Consider the following 16,648-nt stretch of genomic DNA (forward strand, 5'->3'; position numbering starts at 1 on the left):
AAGATGTGGATCCGCCACTAAAGGAGCTGTTAATAAGTCGCAATACTCCTTCGGTATTTTTAGCATTATTTACTGCATCTGCGATTCGGTTTAAATCAAATCCGCTTATTTTCCCGTTATCACTATTTACGTTAAATTGTCCATTTAGATTATTGACATATGTATAAACGCTATTACCGCGAGAAGTAAGATCGGCTTTAAAGCTTAGTCGCCCATTAGTTATTTTTATTTTATCCGATTGTGAAGTAAAACTTTTGAGATAGGCATTTTTTAAATCGATTTTAATTGCAGCGTTTTGATCTTTGGCTGAACTCACATAACCGGTGCTACTTAGTTCGCCACCGTAAATGCTTGCATTAACTGAAGTAATATTCAGCGTGCCGCCGGTGATATTTAATTTTGCTTTTAAATTATTTATGATTAATGAGTCGTTAGTTAATTTATCAATATTTGCAGATAATTGCCCTTCAATTTCATTTAAAAACCCTAAATTAATAGGATTATTTGACCAAGGAGAATGATTTTTAGCTGTAGATATGTTTTGAGTAGCAGGAGTAGGACTATTACTTGTAAGAATTTTATCCAAATTAACTAACGGACTGTATAAGTTAAGATTAAAATTTGGCTTCTGAGTTGCTAAATTAATATCTCCTTTAATAGATATATTAGTATTAAAAGCGGATATTTTATTATTAATATGGAAAGTATCTTTAATTTTTTGCACTCCCCCGTTTAACTGCAATACTCCAATCTTACTTAAATTACTTACTCCCATAAGAGACATAAACGACTTAAAATTATTAATTTTTAGATTGTGCGAAATAGTTATATCTTGTGCTAAATTTTTAAGCTCAATATCTCCCGTTAGATTACTATTTGCAGCCGATAAATTAATATTTTGTAATGTTATTGCTTGAGAATTACTAATTACATTAGAAGTAAGTATAAATTTTTGGTTAATAATAGGCGGTAATTTATCGGTCTTTAGTTTTAGAGCATCAAGTATAGGTTTTAAACTATCAGCTTGTAGCATAATATTTGTCTTATCTAAATTAGAGCTAATCTCGGTTATAATGTTACCGGGATTGATAATAATATTTGATTTTAGGTTATTACGCTCTATATCATAATTTGCATTTGCTAGTAATTCTATATTTGGATAATTAAGTCTAGCATCTTTAATAGTTATATTTTTACTATCGGCAGTAATTGTCGTAGTTAGCTCGTAGTCATTTTGTAAATCAGCAGGCATACCTAAAGTTTTAGTATTACCTTTAATATTTGCGTTACCTATGAAAGAATTATTTTCGCTATCAAATTTTCCTTCGATTTTAATTTTTTCACCGACAAGATTAATATGGGCACTTAACGGGATTATTTTACCGATTTCTTTAATATTTCCGTCTATATTAATTTGCTGTTCCAAAGCCTTTAAAGCTAAAGTCAAATCTATAGGACCTTTAAGGCTTTTAATTTTAGTCTCTAAGTTAATATCGTTAAATATTTTCTCACTGTTTTTTTCTATATATATTACTTTGCCGTCTATAATTTTAAAATGATTGATAAAAATAGGAAGTGCTAGTTCAGTTTTAGTATCGGTAGATTCTACAGAGCTAATTTCATTTGTTTTGGATGCATTATTAGGTGTAGAAAATTGCCAATTTTTTTGTCCATTACTTAAAACTTCTAGATTTATAATCGGTTTTTGCAGTTCTATAGAAGCTACTTCAATTGCTCCTCTAAAAAGAGGAAAAAGTCGCAATGACGCTTTAGCACCTTCAACGGAAACTAGATGAGGTTCTTTTGTACCGTTTATTGATGATAATTTAATTTCTGATAGTGATATTGCGGGATTCGGTAGTAAAGATAATTTTATGTCGCCGTTAATAGTTAAATCTCTATTTGTAGCTTCTTTAACTTTATCTATTACTATTCCTTTATAATTATTTAAAGGAATAAAGAAAGGAATAACAATTAATAATAATATTATACTTATAAATATAATAAGTGAGTATTTTAAAGTTTTAGGCATAGAGCTTAACCTTCTATTTATATACATATTTAATTATAGTATTTAAGGATTAATTGTCAATTTTATATAATTTACTCAATTAAGGATTGTATATTCTATGTCATTCCCACGAGGCGTTGTTGCGTGGACCGGTAAAACCCACTGTATCACCCGTGGCTTGACCACGGGGTCCATAAAAACAATAAATACTAATAAATTTAGTATTTTTAACTGGATCCCGTGGTCACGCCACGGGATGACAGAGGTGAATAAGAATCGTAGGGTACTATAAAGAAATTGAAAACTAAGGTAAATTGTTCAAGCTTCTCTTTGATAATTTAAAATCACATAATCTTTAGTTATAATAGGAAAAAATTCTTTATTGAAAGGTAATAGTTCGGTTGTTTGATCTGAAAATTCTATTTCAATTATGTCACCGGCACCAAAGTTAAGAATATTTTTAATTTTGCCTATTTCTTTATGATCTTGGTTTAATACCGGTAAATGAGTTAAATCCGCTATATAAAATTCATCTTTTCCTAGTTTCGGTAAACTTGCTCTTAAGCAAAATATTTTATAACCTTTTAAATTTTCAGCTTCATTTCGAGTAGCTATATCATTAAATGTACAAATTAATTCTCCTTTGGCATTTTGGCTAATTAGCTTAATATGTATATTTGCTCCTGACTCATTTACTAAATTTCTTTCAAATATTTTTGTAGCAGGGTCGGTAAAAGATTTTAACATTACATGACCTTTAATTCCGTGACATGATTTTATTACACCGACTAAAATTAAATTTTCTAAAGAATTCATTAATTTGCCTTTAAATTTTGATAATTATATATAATAATATATTTAAAAACTTTTTTACAGACATGATAAAAAAAATAGCTGCCGGCGTCATAATTTGTTTCTCATTATTGTTATTTATAATGTTTGGTGCATTATCGTTTGTTAACTATAATTCGGTTATTAATAATTTTACCAGTCATTTAGGAATTGCGAAAGAAAATATTGGAAAAATAAAGATGAATAAATTTCCTTTGTCCTATTTAGTTATTGAGACGATAAGAGAAGAAGGAAAGTTAGATTTAGAGCAGATTAAAATTCATTTTTCGTTGTGGTCGCTTATAAAATTTAATCCTAAAATTAATAAAATAGATATATTAGATGCTAAATTTTATTCACATTCTAATGTATTAAATATTTATAATCATGAAGAATTAATAAAGAATTTCTTTAAATATAAATTACAAAATATAAATCTAAATGTTACTAATCTAAGTATTATCAATAAACAAGATTATTCTATTTTAAGTTTTAATAATTGTATATTAAAAAAAGAAAATGCTTTATCGTCTAATTACATATTTAAAACTACAAGTAACTATATAGGTAAAATTTCAGGTTCAATTAATAAACGTGACGATATAGTAGATTTTAGTCTTAATATTGATAATAATGATTATGGTTTTAAGTTATCGCAAATTTATAAAGATTCTAAGCTTACTAGCGGTAGTGGTGAATATCAGATTAAAAATTTAGCATCGGTAATGTATAATATATTACCGGATTTAAACCATCTTTTTAATAAATTTAATCAACATGAGGCAGTAAACGTTAAATTTAATATTTTAAATAATGAAGATGAAATAGAGCTAAAAGACATAGTAATAGCATCGTCTTTTATTATTGGTAATGGATTTGTTAACATTGCTAAAAATGATAATATTACTACTAATGTAAAACTAGATTTTCCTAAAATAGATTTAAGTTCGTTAATTTCTCCAAATGCAGAGGTAACATTTAATACTTCTTCTTCAAATATTAGATTTATTTTTGCCGATAAATTACTTAAAGCAGACGTGACAATTAACGAAATAATTTTAAGTAATAATGAAAAACTAGAAAAAATAGTCTTTTCTTCTAACTTATCAAAGGGTACTTTAAAGATAAATGAATTTTCAGGTAATATTAAATCAGGTGGAGAATTTAAGCTTACAGGTAATGTAACACAGAATGCCGTTAGAAGTATGTTCGATGGACAGCTATATTTAAAGCATAACGATATAAATTCGTTACTGAATATTTTAGGATTTAACGACGTTACTATTAAAGAAGCTATTCCTTTTAGCTTGTCATCGGATTTAAAACTCACTTTAATAGATTTATTTTTTAAAAATTTATTACTCAAAACAGATAATTTAAATTTATCAGGAAATTTTTCTAGTAAATTTATTGCTCAAACACCTCGTTTAGACGCTACGCTTAATATATCTTCGCTTGACTTAAGCAGTAGAACGTATCCAATAATTTCGCCGCTTATCGAATTTACAAAAAATTTAACTAAAGATATGAAAGCTCTAGATTATCCAAGTAAATTCATCCCTATTAGAACAATAGGATATTTAGCTAATTTAGATATTCTGATAGATAGCGTTAAGTATAACGATCATGTATTTGACAAAATGAATTTGCTTGCTAAAATTGTATCGGCTAATATAAAAATTAGTAATTTAGATTTTAAAACTGCTAACAGCTATTTATCAACTAGCTGGAACTTAGATGCATCGAGTGTATTACCGTCTTTGACCGTAGAAATTAAGGACGGTAATCTTACTACTGATTTATTATCACCGGCGGGAATGCTTAATTTAAGAAATAAATTAATAAATGATTATAGTTTAGATAAAGCTACCTTACAAGTTTCCGGTACATTGTCGACATTATTACAAAATGATTTAATATTGAAAAATGTTAAATTTTATGTAGCAAATAATAATAATTTATTACAATTTAATAATATTGAAGCAGAATTATTAGGCGGTAAGCTTCAAGGTAACGGCAATATTTTATTAGAACCTTATGCTATAAATTTCGTATATGCTTTAAATACAATAGATTTAAACAAAGTTTCGGTTCTTATGCCTAAAATATTTACTGCAAGTAGCGGAAAAATAAGTATAAGCGGTAGTTTAGGAACTAACGGTAACACTCTTCAAAGCCAGCTATATAACCTTACTGCAAAATCACAATTTGCTATAAACAATATAGATGTTAATAATTTTGCAATTGATTCTTTTATAGAAAAAATTGATACAGCTGATTATAAGGTACAAAATTTAGATAAAGATATAAATAGTGCTATAACCACAGGACAAGAAAATATTAGAGGTATAAGCGGTGATATTGAACTACAAAAAGGTATTGCCCTTTTAAAGAAAGTAAAATTTGCAACACAATATAGTAGCGGTGCGGCCTCTTTTGCAGTTAATATATATAATTTTGACATGGATGCATCTAGTATTTTATCATTTTACGTACCGGCAAGGCTTGTTAAGTTAAATACCTCAAATACAAGTTCTGATAAAGATAGTTTGGCACATCTTAATATAAAAATGCAAGGGAGTGTTTTTGCTCCTAAGAAAACTTTTGATAGTAGTGAGCTAAAAAAATTACTTATACCCCAAACAACTGAAGACACAACTACTACAGATAACCATTAAAAAATAAAAATAAATGACTAATACTAAAACTTTAGAAGCAAATATTAGCTTTGAAGAAGCTTTAAAAGAGCTTGAGGAAATTGTTAAAAAAATAGATAACGGACAAGAGAGTCTAGAGACGGCAGTTAATAGCTTTGAAAGAGGTATTTTACTTAAGAATCATTGTGAGAAAAAACTAAAAGAAGCTCGGTTAAAAATTGAAAAAATTACTAAACTTGCTGATTCTACAGTGGTCTTAGAAGAGACGGAAGTGTAGTGTGGACATAAAGTATACATTGTACTAATATCATAAGATGACAAAGAAATGTAATTATAGCTTTTCTGCTGAAAAAAATTATAAGTTAATAAGTGAGTGCAAGGTAAGTTTTGAAGAAATAATATCAGTTATAGAAAGTAATTGTTTATTGGATATAATAGAACATCCAAATCTTAATAAATATTCAGAGCAAAAAATGTATATAGTTAAATTTAATGAATACGCCTATTTAGTGCCTTTTATTATTGAAGTGAAGGAACAGTTTTTTTAAAGACTATTATTCCACGTTGCAAAGCTACTCAGAAATATCTAAAAATAGGAAAAAGTAATAAGAAATAAAGAGAATATATCAAATATAATACTAGATGCTGAAGAAAACGTATTGCTGGAGTCTTTTGAAGATGATGAATGGCAAAGAATTAAAAATTTTGAACAAGAGAAACATATAGCACAAGTGGCAGCAGCTAATTATTTAAAAAAAGATACTCGAATAAATATTCGTATTTCTAGTAGTGATTTAATGAGAATAAAACAAAAAGCTGCTTATGAGGGATTACCTTATCAAACTCTTATTTCTATTATATTACATAAATATTCAGCAGGACATGGTTAATAATACCTATGTAATCATATAATTGACTTTATCTATACCGTTCCTAATATTGTTTTGATGAGTTTTTGTGCAGGATGTTTATATTTAACAAAATACATTATTCCTAATAATTTTCAAAAAGAAGAGCTTGGAAGTCTTGGCGGGTTTTTATCGGGTGTAGTCGGTAGTATGTATGCGGTATCAACCGGTTTTGTATTAATTTATTTACTCGGTAATTTTAATAAAGCACAAGAAGGGGTGGCAGCAGAATCTATAGTGTTGATAAGGCTTGCAGATAGTGTAGGTTGGCTTCCCCATGAAATGAGACCTACAATTTATCTAGATATTAAAAATTATACCAAAGATGTAATGCAGCGTGAATGGCAATTAATGAAAGACGGCAAGCAAATCGGTCATGAAGCTCTTAGTTTCCTCCAAGATATTAATAAGAGACTACAAGCTTATAAAGCAAGCGAGCAAATGCAGCTATTGACTAAACAGGAAATCATTGAGGAGATAAAAGAGCTTTATACCGTAAGGTATAACAGGATTAAAATGTCCTATTTTTCCTTAAATATTCAATATTGGATAGTTGTATGTATAATGACTGCTATTAATTTAATTTTTGTTTGTATGCTTGGCACCAAGCTTTATTTACATAAGATTTCGGTTGGTTTAGTTTGTATCACTTCATCATCAATGCTTTTGTTATTATTTATATTAGACAAACCTTTTTGAGGTCCTTTCGCCGTAAATCAATATGACCTTATTAAGGCTATACATTATATTGAGAGATTAAATTAGTGATATCTGTAACAATATAACGCCATAATTTATCTGTGCCTTTAGTAATACCTATACGAGCAGTAGTAGAGTAGGGTAGCTTTAAGCCGATATCGCCGACAAAAAATTCGTTGTTATTTATAAGATCGCATTTATTATGAGAAATATTAATTCCTAAATATTTGCATAATTTACCCGGACCGTTGAGGTATAGATTTTCAGGTAAAATAACATGTACGCCTCTTATTAAGGTCGCAGCAGGGAAGCCTTTAGCTTCAGTTACGAAATTTAAACAATAATACATTCCGTAAATTAAATAGACATAGCTAAAGCCTGCAGGACCAAACATTATATCCGTTCTTTTTGTCCGCCCTCTTGCTGCATGGCAAGCAGGATCGTTCTGCCCTATATAGCTTTCAGTTTCAGTAATGATAGCTGTTTTACCTTGGAAATACAGAGCTTTACCGATTAACTCAGTGCTTACTACATTAGTATTTCTTGCAAAAAATTCACGAGGTAAAGGGATTAGTTTATTCATGTTTTTGAAAAAAATATTTAAATTCTTATGTCATTTTGTAGGAGTGAAGTTAGTAATTTTATATTCAGCTATATTTTATATAAAAAGGATCTTCTCTTAATATATCTTTAAGCTGACTTAGTTTTTCTATATTAGCTAAAATAATACCGCCAATTCTTGGATGTATAGGACTTAATAAAATATCCTTTATCATAACATGTATCTAAAAATTTTCTATGTTCCGTAATAAATTTTTCAATAGAAGAAAGGTCTAAGCCTAAGATATATTTAAGGTTTACAATAAACATAATTTATATTTTTTTATTAAGTGGTTTAGAATTTTTTATAGAGATTGGAACGGTATCATATCCGCCGTCGCAAAACGGTTGGCATTTGATGATTCTTTTAAAGGTAAGCCACAAGCCTTTTATGCTGCCGTACATTGATATAGCTTCTTTGGCATATTCAGAACAAGTGGGGTGAAACCGGCAATTATTGCCAAGTAGTGGAGACATGAAATATTGATAAAATCTAAGTAATAATAATAAGATTCTAGTCATTTTGAAGCTTGTCTATTATTTTTTCCATTTTTTCTTGAGTGAGATCTTCATAATAATCGTCATTAATCTGTACGACCGGAGCGTTAACGCATGCTCCCAAACATTCTATCTCGCTTAAAGTAAATTTTTGATCTTCGGTAGTTTCTTTGAGTTTTATACCTAATTTCTTTTCGCAAATTTTCATTATATCATCACTACCACGCAGCCAGCAAGGAGTAGTAGTACATACTTGGATATGATATTTACCAACTCGCGTTAAGTTAAACATAGTATAAAATGTTGCAACCTCATAAGCCCGTATATAAGGCATTTCTAACATATTTGCGACATATTCGATAGCAGGAACAGGTAGCCAGCCGCCGTTTTGACGTTGTGCTAGATCAAGCAACGGAAGTATTGCACTTCTTTTTTCATGCGGTGTATATTTTTTTATAATCTCTTCTGCTAGATTTAAGTTTTTCTTATTAAATGTAAAATTTGTAATTTTTGTATTCATATATTTTTAGTACGGTATAGTTTTATGTCATTCCTGCGAAAGCAGGAATCCATAGAACTATTCAATTAAATCTTTCCATTCAGGATTAGTTTTTTTATCAGTTCTATTTTCCAACTACGTTGCTATTTTTTCAAGTTTTTTTCTCTTGTAAGTGCTTCTTGAATGTCAGTAAATTCTTCTGTATAAACAAGCTTTATAATATTATATTTTGAGGTAAAACCTTTTATTATTTTTTGTTTATGTTCATAAGCACGATGTATTATATTATTAGTAATACCAATATATAAAGTACCATGCTTATTAGAGCATAATATATATACCCAATACATTTTTTGTTTTTTAGTTTTATTTTATGGATTCCTGCTTTCGCAGGAATGACAGAGCAACGCAAGTACAAGCCCACGGTATGACAAATATATTACCTATCTATCTCACCAAATACTATATCAAGCGTTGCAATAATAGTAATAACATCTGCCATTAAATGACCTTTAGACATAAAATCTAGTCCTTGCAAATGAGCAAAGCCGGGTGCTTTAATACGACATCTATAAGGTCTATTACCTCCTTGCGAGTATAAATATACACCAAATTCGCCTTTAGGGGCTTCTACAGCTTTATAGGTCTCGCCGGCTGGGACGTCATATCCTTCCGTATAGAGCTTAAAATGATGAATCATTGCTTCCATAGATTCTTTCATTTTGGCTCTTGTCGGTGGTGTTAATTTAGGATCATCGGTTTTAACTGCACCTTTCGGCATTTTTTCTATACATTGCTTGATTATCTTGATTGATTCGTACATTTCAAGCATACGAACGAAATATCTGTCGTAACAATCACCGTTTTTGCCGATTGGTACTTTAAAGTCCATTTCATCGTAAACGTCATAAGGGTTTGACTTGCGTAAATCCCAAGCTATACCCGAACCTCTAAGCATTGGTCCTGAAAACCCCCAGTCCATTGCCTCTTTTTGAGACGCAACGCCGATATCTACTAAACGTTGTTTCCATAATCTATTTTCATTTAGTAGACTTTCAATATCGTGAAGTTTAGGAGGAAACTGTTCTATAAACTTATCTATATCCTCAAGTAAACCTTCGGGTAAATCTGCTGCAACCCCGCCCGGTCTAAAGTAGTTTGAATGTATACGAGAGCCGGAAACATGCTCGTAAAATTCCATGATTTTTTCTCGTTCTTCAAAGAGCCATAATAAAGGAGTAGTAGCACCGATATCTAAAGCTTGGCTGCCAATATTCAAAGTATGGTTCAAAATTCTTGTTAGCTCTGAGAATAGTACCCTGATAAACTGAGCTCTTCGTGGGACTTCGCATTCTAATAACGACTCGACAGCTAAAGCAAATGCATGTTCCTGACACATCGGCGAAACATAATCAAGACGATCAAAATATGGTATAGCCTGCAAATATGTTTTATGCTCAATAAGTTTTTCCGTACCACGATGAAGTAACCCAATATGAGGGTCAGCATTATTTACTACTTCCCCGTCCATCTCAAGGATTAACCTTAAAACTCCGTGAGTTGCCGGATGCTGTGGACCAAGGTTTAGAGTTATAGTTTTGGTGTTGTTAGTCATAGTATTTTTCCTACTGTCACCTAGTTCGCTTGACCACGGGGTCCAGTCTTTTTTATTTTTTCTGGATCCCGCGCTCAAGTCACAGGATGATATTCATTTTATTTCTGGATTCCTGCTTTCGCAGGAATGATATCGGTTGCCTTCTCATCACCTGGCAATACATAACTCGGGCTATGCCAGTGCGAGCTAAAATCAAACTCACGATATTCTATGTCTAAATCGACCGGTTCATAAGCTACTTTCTTTAGCTTCTTATCATATTTAACTTGTGTATAGCCTGTTAACGGGAAATCTTTACGTAATGGATGCCCCTCAAATTCGTAATCGGTTAGTATGCGTCTTTTATCGTCATTACCCTCGAAATTTATCCCGTACATATCATAAACTTCACGCTCATACCAACAAGCGGCACTAAATATATTCATTGCTGAAGGTATAGTTTCTTTTTCAGATATATATACTTTTATTATAAGGCGCTTATTTAATTTTAAGCTTAATAAATTATATACTACTTCAAACCTTCTATAGTCAATTGATTTGGACTCGCCTACATTGTTGCTCGTCGCTCTCCTATTAGTTATAGGCTTCGCGTCTTGCTCCTTGTAGCCAAGCCCAACTGAATTGGCTACGTTATTCTGAGGAAAATCAGCCCCAAATAAATCAGTAAGTAAAGTGAAGCGTAATTCTTCCGATTCTTTTAAAGCTTTTAAAAACGGCAATAAAAAATTCGGCTCGATTTTATAAGCTAGGTAATCTTTAACCGTGATCGGAGTTATTAAAATGCTAGATTTAGCTGCAAGTCTTTCAATGAGTTTGTCTAGCGTCATACTTAAAACCTGTAGTGCGTTTAATTTTTTTCTGTAACTGCATAAGCCCGTAAATTAATGCTTCGGCGGTAGGAGGGCAGCCAGGGACATATACGTCAACCGGTACGATTCTATCACAGCCACGCACTACCGAATAGGAAAAGTGGTAATAGCCGCCGCCATTGGCACAGCTACCCATTGAAAGCACCCATTTAGGTTCAGCTATCTGATCATATACTTTACGTAGAGCCGGTGCCATTTTGTTAGTAAGCGTTCCTGCAACTATCATAAGGTCGGACTGTCTTGGACTTGGTCTAAATAACATACCGAAGCGATCCATATCATATCTACTTGCTGCTGCCTGCATCATCTCAACAGCACAACAAGCAAGCCCAAAAGTCATAGGCCATAAGGAATTAGCTCTCGCCCAGCCTATAACGTCATCAACTTTAGTGAGTAAGAATCCTCTATTAGAAAGCTCATTACTTAATAATTCGTCTTCTTGATAAAAATTATTTTTCATATTACTACCAGTCTAAAGCTTCTTTCTTCCATTCATATATGAATCCGATAATAAGTACGAATAAGAAAAACATCATTGAGAAAAAGCCTATTTTACCTATCGTATTAAGACTAATAGCCCAAGGCACTAAAAATGCAATTTCAAGATCAAAGATAATAAATAAAATAGCAACTAAGTAAAAACGTATGTCAAATTTTGATCTTGCATCGCTAAAAGGCTCAAAACCGCACTCATAAGGTTCTAGCTTATCTTTATTATATTTTTTTGTCGATAATAAGTTAGGTAGAATCATTATTAAGCCGGAAACCAATACCGCAATACCGAAAAATATAGTAATCGGTAGATATTCTTGTAAAAGTTCTGAGTTTTGTAGCATATGTTTTTTATTATATTTTTCCGTCATTGCGAGAAGAATTGCGCAGTAATTCGACGAAGCAATCTCAGGATATTTGATGAGATTGCCATGCAGCCTACGGCTGCTTGCAATGACGTAGGTTTAATAACACTTAACTCTATATTTACCTCAAATAGTATCAATTATCAATGACAATATCAGGTTTAACTAGTAGCTTCATTAAAACTAGTACCCAAATACCGCTTGATATCCACCATATTTGCCAAATATTATATGAAATCATGCCGATAATATAGTAATTTATAAAACATGCATAGGAAATTGCCTTGAAATTTTTATTTTCGAGATTACTAATTTGTTTGAGATATTTATAAACTAAGCATAAAAATAATATTAAACCTATTATACCGAGTTCAAGAGTAATTTGTAATATATTATTATGAGGATGAAGCGGCAAAGGATGCCATTTTTCTCCGTTGTAATCGATTATTTCACTATCACCAGCTTCGATATATTTAGAAGAAGCTAAGCCATAGCCTAAAATCGGCTTTTCAATGATTTTGTTTGTGACGAAATGCCAAATAAATAAACGATGAGCAGCGGAAGGTTGTGTAGCTAAATATTTTTCAGATAAATCTCGTGGTTCTATTTGTTTAGCTATCACAGGAAATAGTACCGAGCCGGTAATTAAACTTATTGCGATTAATTTGCAAAATATCGGCTTCATAAATCTTGTTAAAATAAATATTACTCCTCCTATACCGAAGCCTAAAAAACTTGCTAAACTATCGGAAATACTTAGTAAATAAAGCACTAATATATATAGCATTAATGCATGTCGTTTTTTACCGTTAGAAAGTAAAATTATAATCGCTACCCAAGCAGTAATTGAAAGTAAAGCACAACCACGATCTAGCATATATAAGCCAAAACTAGCTTTGAATATTCTTGTTAAAAATCCATGAGAAAAATATTCGATGAAGAATAATAATATTGCTGTGAAAATTCCAAATATTAAGGCTTTTTTAAGCTGTAAGCGATTTTGAAAAGGAGCAGAATTACTAACTGCAAAGCCAAGAAATAAGAGTATAAAAACTTGAGTAAAAGTAGCTAAGCTATTAATAAGATGAATTGCGAATAAACAAGATATAAAGCACCAAGCGGTGAATAACATTGTCATCCCGTGAGCTTGTAGCGGGATCCAGTCTTTTTTTATTTTTTGGATACCGTGGTCAAGCCACGGTATGACATTGTTACTGGATTGCCACGCTCCTTTCAGTCGCTCGCAATGACGATTAATACCTTGCAGGAATGATATAAGCAAAAAAGTTGTAACAGTAGCTGCAGCTGATAAGCCCGCCAGCATCCCAAGGCTTGGAATTAAAAATATTAAACTTGAAATTAAATATTGCATCTAAAAACAATCTTTAGCAAAAATTTCGTAGATTGGGTGTTCAAACGTTGAAAGTGAAATGCTTGAAGAAATCATCCATCCTTGAAAGAGTAAATTAGGATCTTCGTCTATTTTATATTCCGTTATGGTCATCAACAAATAATTATCTTCATTATATGGATCAAGGTTTTTTATACATTTGTGCAATTTGATTTTTATATTACCGAAATATTTTTCTTCCCCGACTTTAAAATCTATCTCTTCAGAAGTAGCAGTAATGTTATTTAGAGCAATAATTTTGCCATTTGTATAATTCTTAAACTCAGAACTATCATTAATATTATCGTTTGGATTTAAAATAGGATGATTTTCATCAAGAGAGATAAATACGTCATTTTCAATATCTTCGGTTGTAGTAACCGACTCTAAATTTTCTGCGAATATAGGAAAATTAATGCATATAGTAATGATAAAAATAATTTTTAGTAATTTCATAGATAAATATATTATTTTTCAAAATTATATACTATAGGGGATTAATGGCAATGATAATTTATGATAAGGTTTTAAGGTCATTGCAAGCGATTTCAAGGAGCGTGGTAATTTCAGGAATCTTGCCTGAGATTACTTCGTCAAAATTTACAATTTTTCCTCGCAATGACGATGTAGGTACAATATGCTCCACTCTAAAGGACTCTTAAATTCTATTTTACGACAGGATTTTCATAGTTTTATAATTAAGGTATTTAATACTATTAATCCTGGGAGCGGAGTATTATCCAAGTAAGCATATAAGAATAATTACCGATTATTTAAATGCCGTGTAAAGCGGTAATATTAATCGTTTAATAATTAATATACCGCCAAGGAGTTTACAATCTATTTGTGTTAGCGTTGCTTGGCCTGCTTATTTATTGGGGGTTAATCCTACCAAAAGGATTATGGTTGCTAGCTATTCTCAAATACTTAGAATTAAACACTCACTAGATTGTCGGTTCATTTTAAATTCTGATTGGTATAAAGAACTTTTCCCAAGTACTATCCTTAGTAAAACCCATAATCAAAAAAGTAAGTTTTTAACGGCAGCTAATGGCTTTAGATTTGCAACATCGGTTGGAGGATCGGCAACAGGTGAGGGCGGTGATATCTTAATTATCGATGATCCTCATAACTCCACGCAAATTCATTCTTATAAAATACGTAAGAAAGTTATAGATTGGTTTGAACAAACTTTTGTTAGCAGACTAAATAATCGTAATAAGGGAGCGATAGTTTTAGTTATGCAGCGTCTGCATACGGATAATTTATCCAGTTATTTACTTAATAATAGCAATTCATGGCATCATTTAAAAATTCCGGCGATTAGCATTCAAGATTACTCCTTTAAATTAATGAATAAAGAATATCAATATCTTAGTGGTAAAGTATTAGATAGCTATAAAGAACCTCCTGATTGTTTAATGAAATTAGAGCAGGAAATAGGTAGCTATAGTGATAATGCTCAATATTTACAAAAGAACCGATAGCACAAAGGTCATCGTTACTGAATATGGAAGATATTAGCTTTTATGAAAATCTACCTTCAAGATTTGATTATTTTGTGCAAAGCTGGGATACGGCAATTAAGATTTCCGAAGATTCCGATTATAGTGTTTGTACTATATGGGGGATTCTTGAACAGAAATATTATCTAGTATCATTAATACGGAAAAAAATTAATTATCCTGAGCTTAAGAATTTGACGGAAAAATTAGCTAGAGAATATCAGCCAAAATTTATATTAATCGAAGATAAAGCAAGTGGTAACAATTGATTCAAGATATAGGATTTTAGGTGGTAATATTAGAGTGATAGGGATTAAGCCAAGCTTTGATAAAGTTACAAGATTCGTCTCGGTAGTTCCTTTATTTCAATCAGCTAGTGTTCTAATACCTAAACAATCAAGCATAATTTTAAAGGAATTACTGAATTTTCCCCATATTAAAAATGACGATATAGTAGATTCAGTTAGCCAGTTCTTGAATTTTATGAAGGATAAATCATTTAAATATCCTGCAAGGATTAGGAGTTTAATATAAAAATAGTTGCTTTTTTGTATGGATATTGGTAGTATTCATGTCATTCTCGCGAAAGTGGGAATCCAGTAAAAATACAATTATCCGTTTATGGATTCCTGCTTTCGTGGGAATGACATAGGATTGTGGTATGACACTGATTAGGCTGGGTAGCAAAGTGGTAATGCCGTGGACTGCAAATCCTCTATTCGTCGGTTCGATTCCGACCCTGGCCTCCATTATAGAAATTAAAACATCTTATGGAATTTATTGCGCAATTCCTAGAAATGCTTTTAGCCGAGAGAGCATTGTCAAAAAATTCCATACTTAGCTATAAACGTGACTTATTTGATTTTCAAAATTATCTTGCTAAACAAAAATTATCCGAATTAAATATTACTACTGAGAATATTAGAGACTGGATTGAGTATCTAGTAAGTAATGATTTGCAAGCACGCTCAATCAACAGAAAAATCTCAACTATAAAAAGTTATTATGAATTTTTAATTAGCGAAAACCATACCGCTTTTAATCCGGTTCTTAACGTAGATTTGCCCAAATATCAAAATAAACTTCCCGAAATATTATCTATAGATCAAATTAAATCGTTACTTGAACATTGCTCTCAAGATAATTCTCCTGAAGGTATCAGACTTAATGCTATGATTCATTTGCTTTATGCTAGCGGTCTTAGAGTCTCGGAACTTGTTAGTCTTAAGCTTGCTGATATTCTGACTAATAAAACGTCTAAAGGAGAAGTAAGAAAAATATTTTCGGTACTTGGTAAAGGTAATAAGGAAAGAGTCATAGTAATAAATGAACAGGCAGTTATCAGTATTGCTAAATATCTTGCAATTAGAGATGTTTTTGTGAATAAAGCTAAACCAAGAAATCTAATTTATTTATTTCCCTCATCAGCTTTAGCGGGTTATATGACTAGGCAAAATTTTGCTATTCTGTTAAAATCTGCTGCCCTTTATGCAGGACTTAACCCTGAGTATATTTCTCCGCATATATTACGTCACAGTTTTGCAAGTCATTTGCTTGAGGGCGGAGCAGACTTAAGAGTAATTCAAGAGCTGCTTGGTCATGCTGATATATCTACTACCCAAATATATACTCATCTTCAAACTAATCATCTCAAAAAAGCATTGTTGCATCATCCTCTCAATAAAAATTAATTTATCTTAATCTTCTAT

20 protein-coding genes, 1 tRNA gene and 2 pseudogenes are annotated in these 16,648 nt (G+C 31.3%); 10 read left to right on the plus strand and 13 right to left on the minus strand.

What is annotated here, in order from left to right:
• Together RGRA_RS0103165 and rimM are read right to left on the minus strand one after the other, a co-directional pair.
• A partial coding sequence (locus RGRA_RS0103165) for an AsmA family protein (RefSeq protein ID WP_024547270.1) occupies positions 1-2,032 on the minus strand: 2,032 nt, incomplete at its 3' end.
• A 297-nt stretch (positions 2,033-2,329) separates the two neighbouring features.
• A complete protein-coding gene (gene rimM, locus RGRA_RS0103170) occupies positions 2,330-2,827 on the minus strand; it encodes a ribosome maturation factor RimM (RefSeq protein WP_017443169.1) in 498 nt (165 codons plus the stop codon).
• A gap of 62 nt (positions 2,828-2,889) precedes the next feature.
• Here rimM and RGRA_RS0103175 point away from each other — a divergent pair, with 62 nt between their 5' ends.
• The 5 genes and pseudogenes from RGRA_RS0103175 (at position 2,890) to RGRA_RS0103195 (ending at position 7,172) form a co-directional block, all read left to right on the plus strand.
• Positions 2,890-5,520: an AsmA-like C-terminal region-containing protein gene (locus RGRA_RS0103175; RefSeq protein ID WP_024547271.1), complete on the plus strand. Its 2,631-nt coding sequence runs from the start codon at positions 2,890-2,892 to the stop codon at positions 5,518-5,520.
• A 13-nt stretch (positions 5,521-5,533) separates the two neighbouring features.
• Positions 5,534-5,776: an exodeoxyribonuclease VII small subunit gene (locus RGRA_RS0103180; protein WP_014014175.1), complete on the plus strand. Its 243-nt coding sequence runs from the start codon at positions 5,534-5,536 to the stop codon at positions 5,774-5,776.
• A gap of 37 nt (positions 5,777-5,813) precedes the next feature.
• Positions 5,814-6,047 carry a hypothetical protein gene (locus RGRA_RS08620; protein WP_017443072.1) on the plus strand — a complete coding sequence of 78 codons (234 nt, stop codon included), beginning with the start codon at positions 5,814-5,816 and terminating at the stop codon, positions 6,045-6,047.
• Positions 6,048-6,104: 57 nt separating this feature from the next.
• Positions 6,105-6,389 (plus strand): CopG family antitoxin, encoded by a 285-nt coding sequence (locus RGRA_RS0103190; RefSeq protein WP_024547272.1) that lies wholly within the window; start codon positions 6,105-6,107, stop codon positions 6,387-6,389.
• Between the two features lie 57 nt (positions 6,390-6,446).
• Positions 6,447-7,172 (plus strand): annotated as a pseudogene (locus RGRA_RS0103195) (bestrophin-like domain).
• Here RGRA_RS0103195 and RGRA_RS0103200 read toward each other — a convergent pair.
• The 11 genes and pseudogenes from RGRA_RS0103200 to RGRA_RS0103250 all read right to left on the minus strand — a co-directional run bounded on the left by RGRA_RS0103200 (position 7,144) and on the right by RGRA_RS0103250 (position 13,890).
• A complete protein-coding gene (locus RGRA_RS0103200; RefSeq protein WP_017443075.1) occupies positions 7,144-7,689 on the minus strand; it encodes a DNA-3-methyladenine glycosylase in 546 nt (181 codons plus the stop codon). The pseudogene RGRA_RS0103195 and the gene RGRA_RS0103200 overlap by 29 nt on opposite strands.
• A 64-nt stretch (positions 7,690-7,753) precedes the next feature.
• Positions 7,754-7,882 (minus strand): hypothetical protein, encoded by a 129-nt coding sequence (locus RGRA_RS14090; RefSeq protein ID WP_017443076.1) that lies wholly within the window; start codon positions 7,880-7,882, stop codon positions 7,754-7,756.
• Positions 7,883-7,979: 97 nt separating this feature from the next.
• Positions 7,980-8,228, minus strand: coding sequence for a membrane protein insertion efficiency factor YidD (yidD, locus tag RGRA_RS0103210; protein ID WP_017443077.1), 249 nt, complete (start codon positions 8,226-8,228; stop codon positions 7,980-7,982).
• A complete protein-coding gene (nuoE, locus tag RGRA_RS0103215) occupies positions 8,221-8,724 on the minus strand; it encodes an NADH-quinone oxidoreductase subunit NuoE (protein ID WP_017443078.1) in 504 nt (167 codons plus the stop codon). Before nuoE ends, yidD begins: the two co-directional genes overlap by 8 nt.
• Before the next feature lie 57 nt (positions 8,725-8,781).
• Positions 8,782-9,053, minus strand: a pseudogene (locus tag RGRA_RS08625) (GIY-YIG nuclease family protein).
• Between the two features lie 89 nt (positions 9,054-9,142).
• Positions 9,143-10,318: an NADH dehydrogenase (quinone) subunit D gene (gene nuoD, locus RGRA_RS0103225; protein ID WP_017443079.1), complete on the minus strand. Its 1,176-nt coding sequence runs from the start codon at positions 10,316-10,318 to the stop codon at positions 9,143-9,145.
• Between the two features lie 98 nt (positions 10,319-10,416).
• Positions 10,417-11,145, minus strand: coding sequence for an NADH-quinone oxidoreductase subunit C (locus RGRA_RS0103230; RefSeq protein ID WP_017443080.1), 729 nt, complete (start codon positions 11,143-11,145; stop codon positions 10,417-10,419).
• Entirely contained in the window at positions 11,123-11,647 is a 525-nt protein-coding gene (locus RGRA_RS0103235; protein WP_017443081.1) for a NuoB/complex I 20 kDa subunit family protein, read from the minus strand. Before RGRA_RS0103235 ends, RGRA_RS0103230 begins: the two co-directional genes overlap by 23 nt.
• A 4-nt stretch (positions 11,648-11,651) precedes the next feature.
• The gene (locus tag RGRA_RS0103240; protein ID WP_024547273.1) at positions 11,652-12,023 is read right to left on the minus strand and encodes an NADH-quinone oxidoreductase subunit A; all 372 of its coding nucleotides are present in this window, start codon (positions 12,021-12,023) and stop codon (positions 11,652-11,654) included.
• A 157-nt stretch (positions 12,024-12,180) separates the two neighbouring features.
• Positions 12,181-13,416, minus strand: a complete 1,236-nt coding sequence (locus tag RGRA_RS0103245; protein WP_017443083.1) for an O-antigen ligase family protein — start codon at positions 13,414-13,416, stop codon at positions 12,181-12,183.
• Positions 13,417-13,890 (minus strand): DUF2155 domain-containing protein, encoded by a 474-nt coding sequence (locus RGRA_RS0103250; protein WP_017443084.1) that lies wholly within the window; start codon positions 13,888-13,890, stop codon positions 13,417-13,419. It lies immediately after the preceding gene.
• 446 nt (positions 13,891-14,336) lie between these two features.
• Between RGRA_RS0103250 and RGRA_RS13285 the strand changes: the two genes are divergently transcribed.
• The 5 genes from RGRA_RS13285 (at position 14,337) to xerD (ending at position 16,630) form a co-directional block, all read left to right on the plus strand.
• Positions 14,337-14,921: a hypothetical protein gene (locus tag RGRA_RS13285; protein WP_084520559.1), complete on the plus strand. Its 585-nt coding sequence runs from the start codon at positions 14,337-14,339 to the stop codon at positions 14,919-14,921.
• Positions 14,922-14,944: 23 nt separating this feature from the next.
• Positions 14,945-15,208: a hypothetical protein gene (locus tag RGRA_RS13290; protein WP_236609778.1), complete on the plus strand. Its 264-nt coding sequence runs from the start codon at positions 14,945-14,947 to the stop codon at positions 15,206-15,208.
• Positions 15,195-15,473, plus strand: a complete 279-nt coding sequence (locus RGRA_RS13295) for a hypothetical protein (protein ID WP_236609779.1) — start codon at positions 15,195-15,197, stop codon at positions 15,471-15,473. The genes RGRA_RS13290 and RGRA_RS13295 overlap by 14 nt, the downstream gene beginning before the upstream one ends.
• A gap of 140 nt (positions 15,474-15,613) precedes the next feature.
• Positions 15,614-15,688, plus strand: a tRNA-Cys gene (locus RGRA_RS0103265).
• Positions 15,689-15,709: 21 nt separating this feature from the next.
• The gene (gene xerD / locus RGRA_RS0103270; RefSeq protein ID WP_017443086.1) at positions 15,710-16,630 is read left to right on the plus strand and encodes a site-specific tyrosine recombinase XerD; all 921 of its coding nucleotides are present in this window, start codon (positions 15,710-15,712) and stop codon (positions 16,628-16,630) included.
• The last annotated feature ends 18 nt before the right edge of the window (positions 16,631-16,648 follow it).

The sequence above is a fragment of the Rickettsia gravesii BWI-1 genome, from assembly GCF_000485845.1.
Classification (GTDB): Bacteria; Pseudomonadota; Alphaproteobacteria; order Rickettsiales; family Rickettsiaceae; genus Rickettsia; species Rickettsia rickettsii.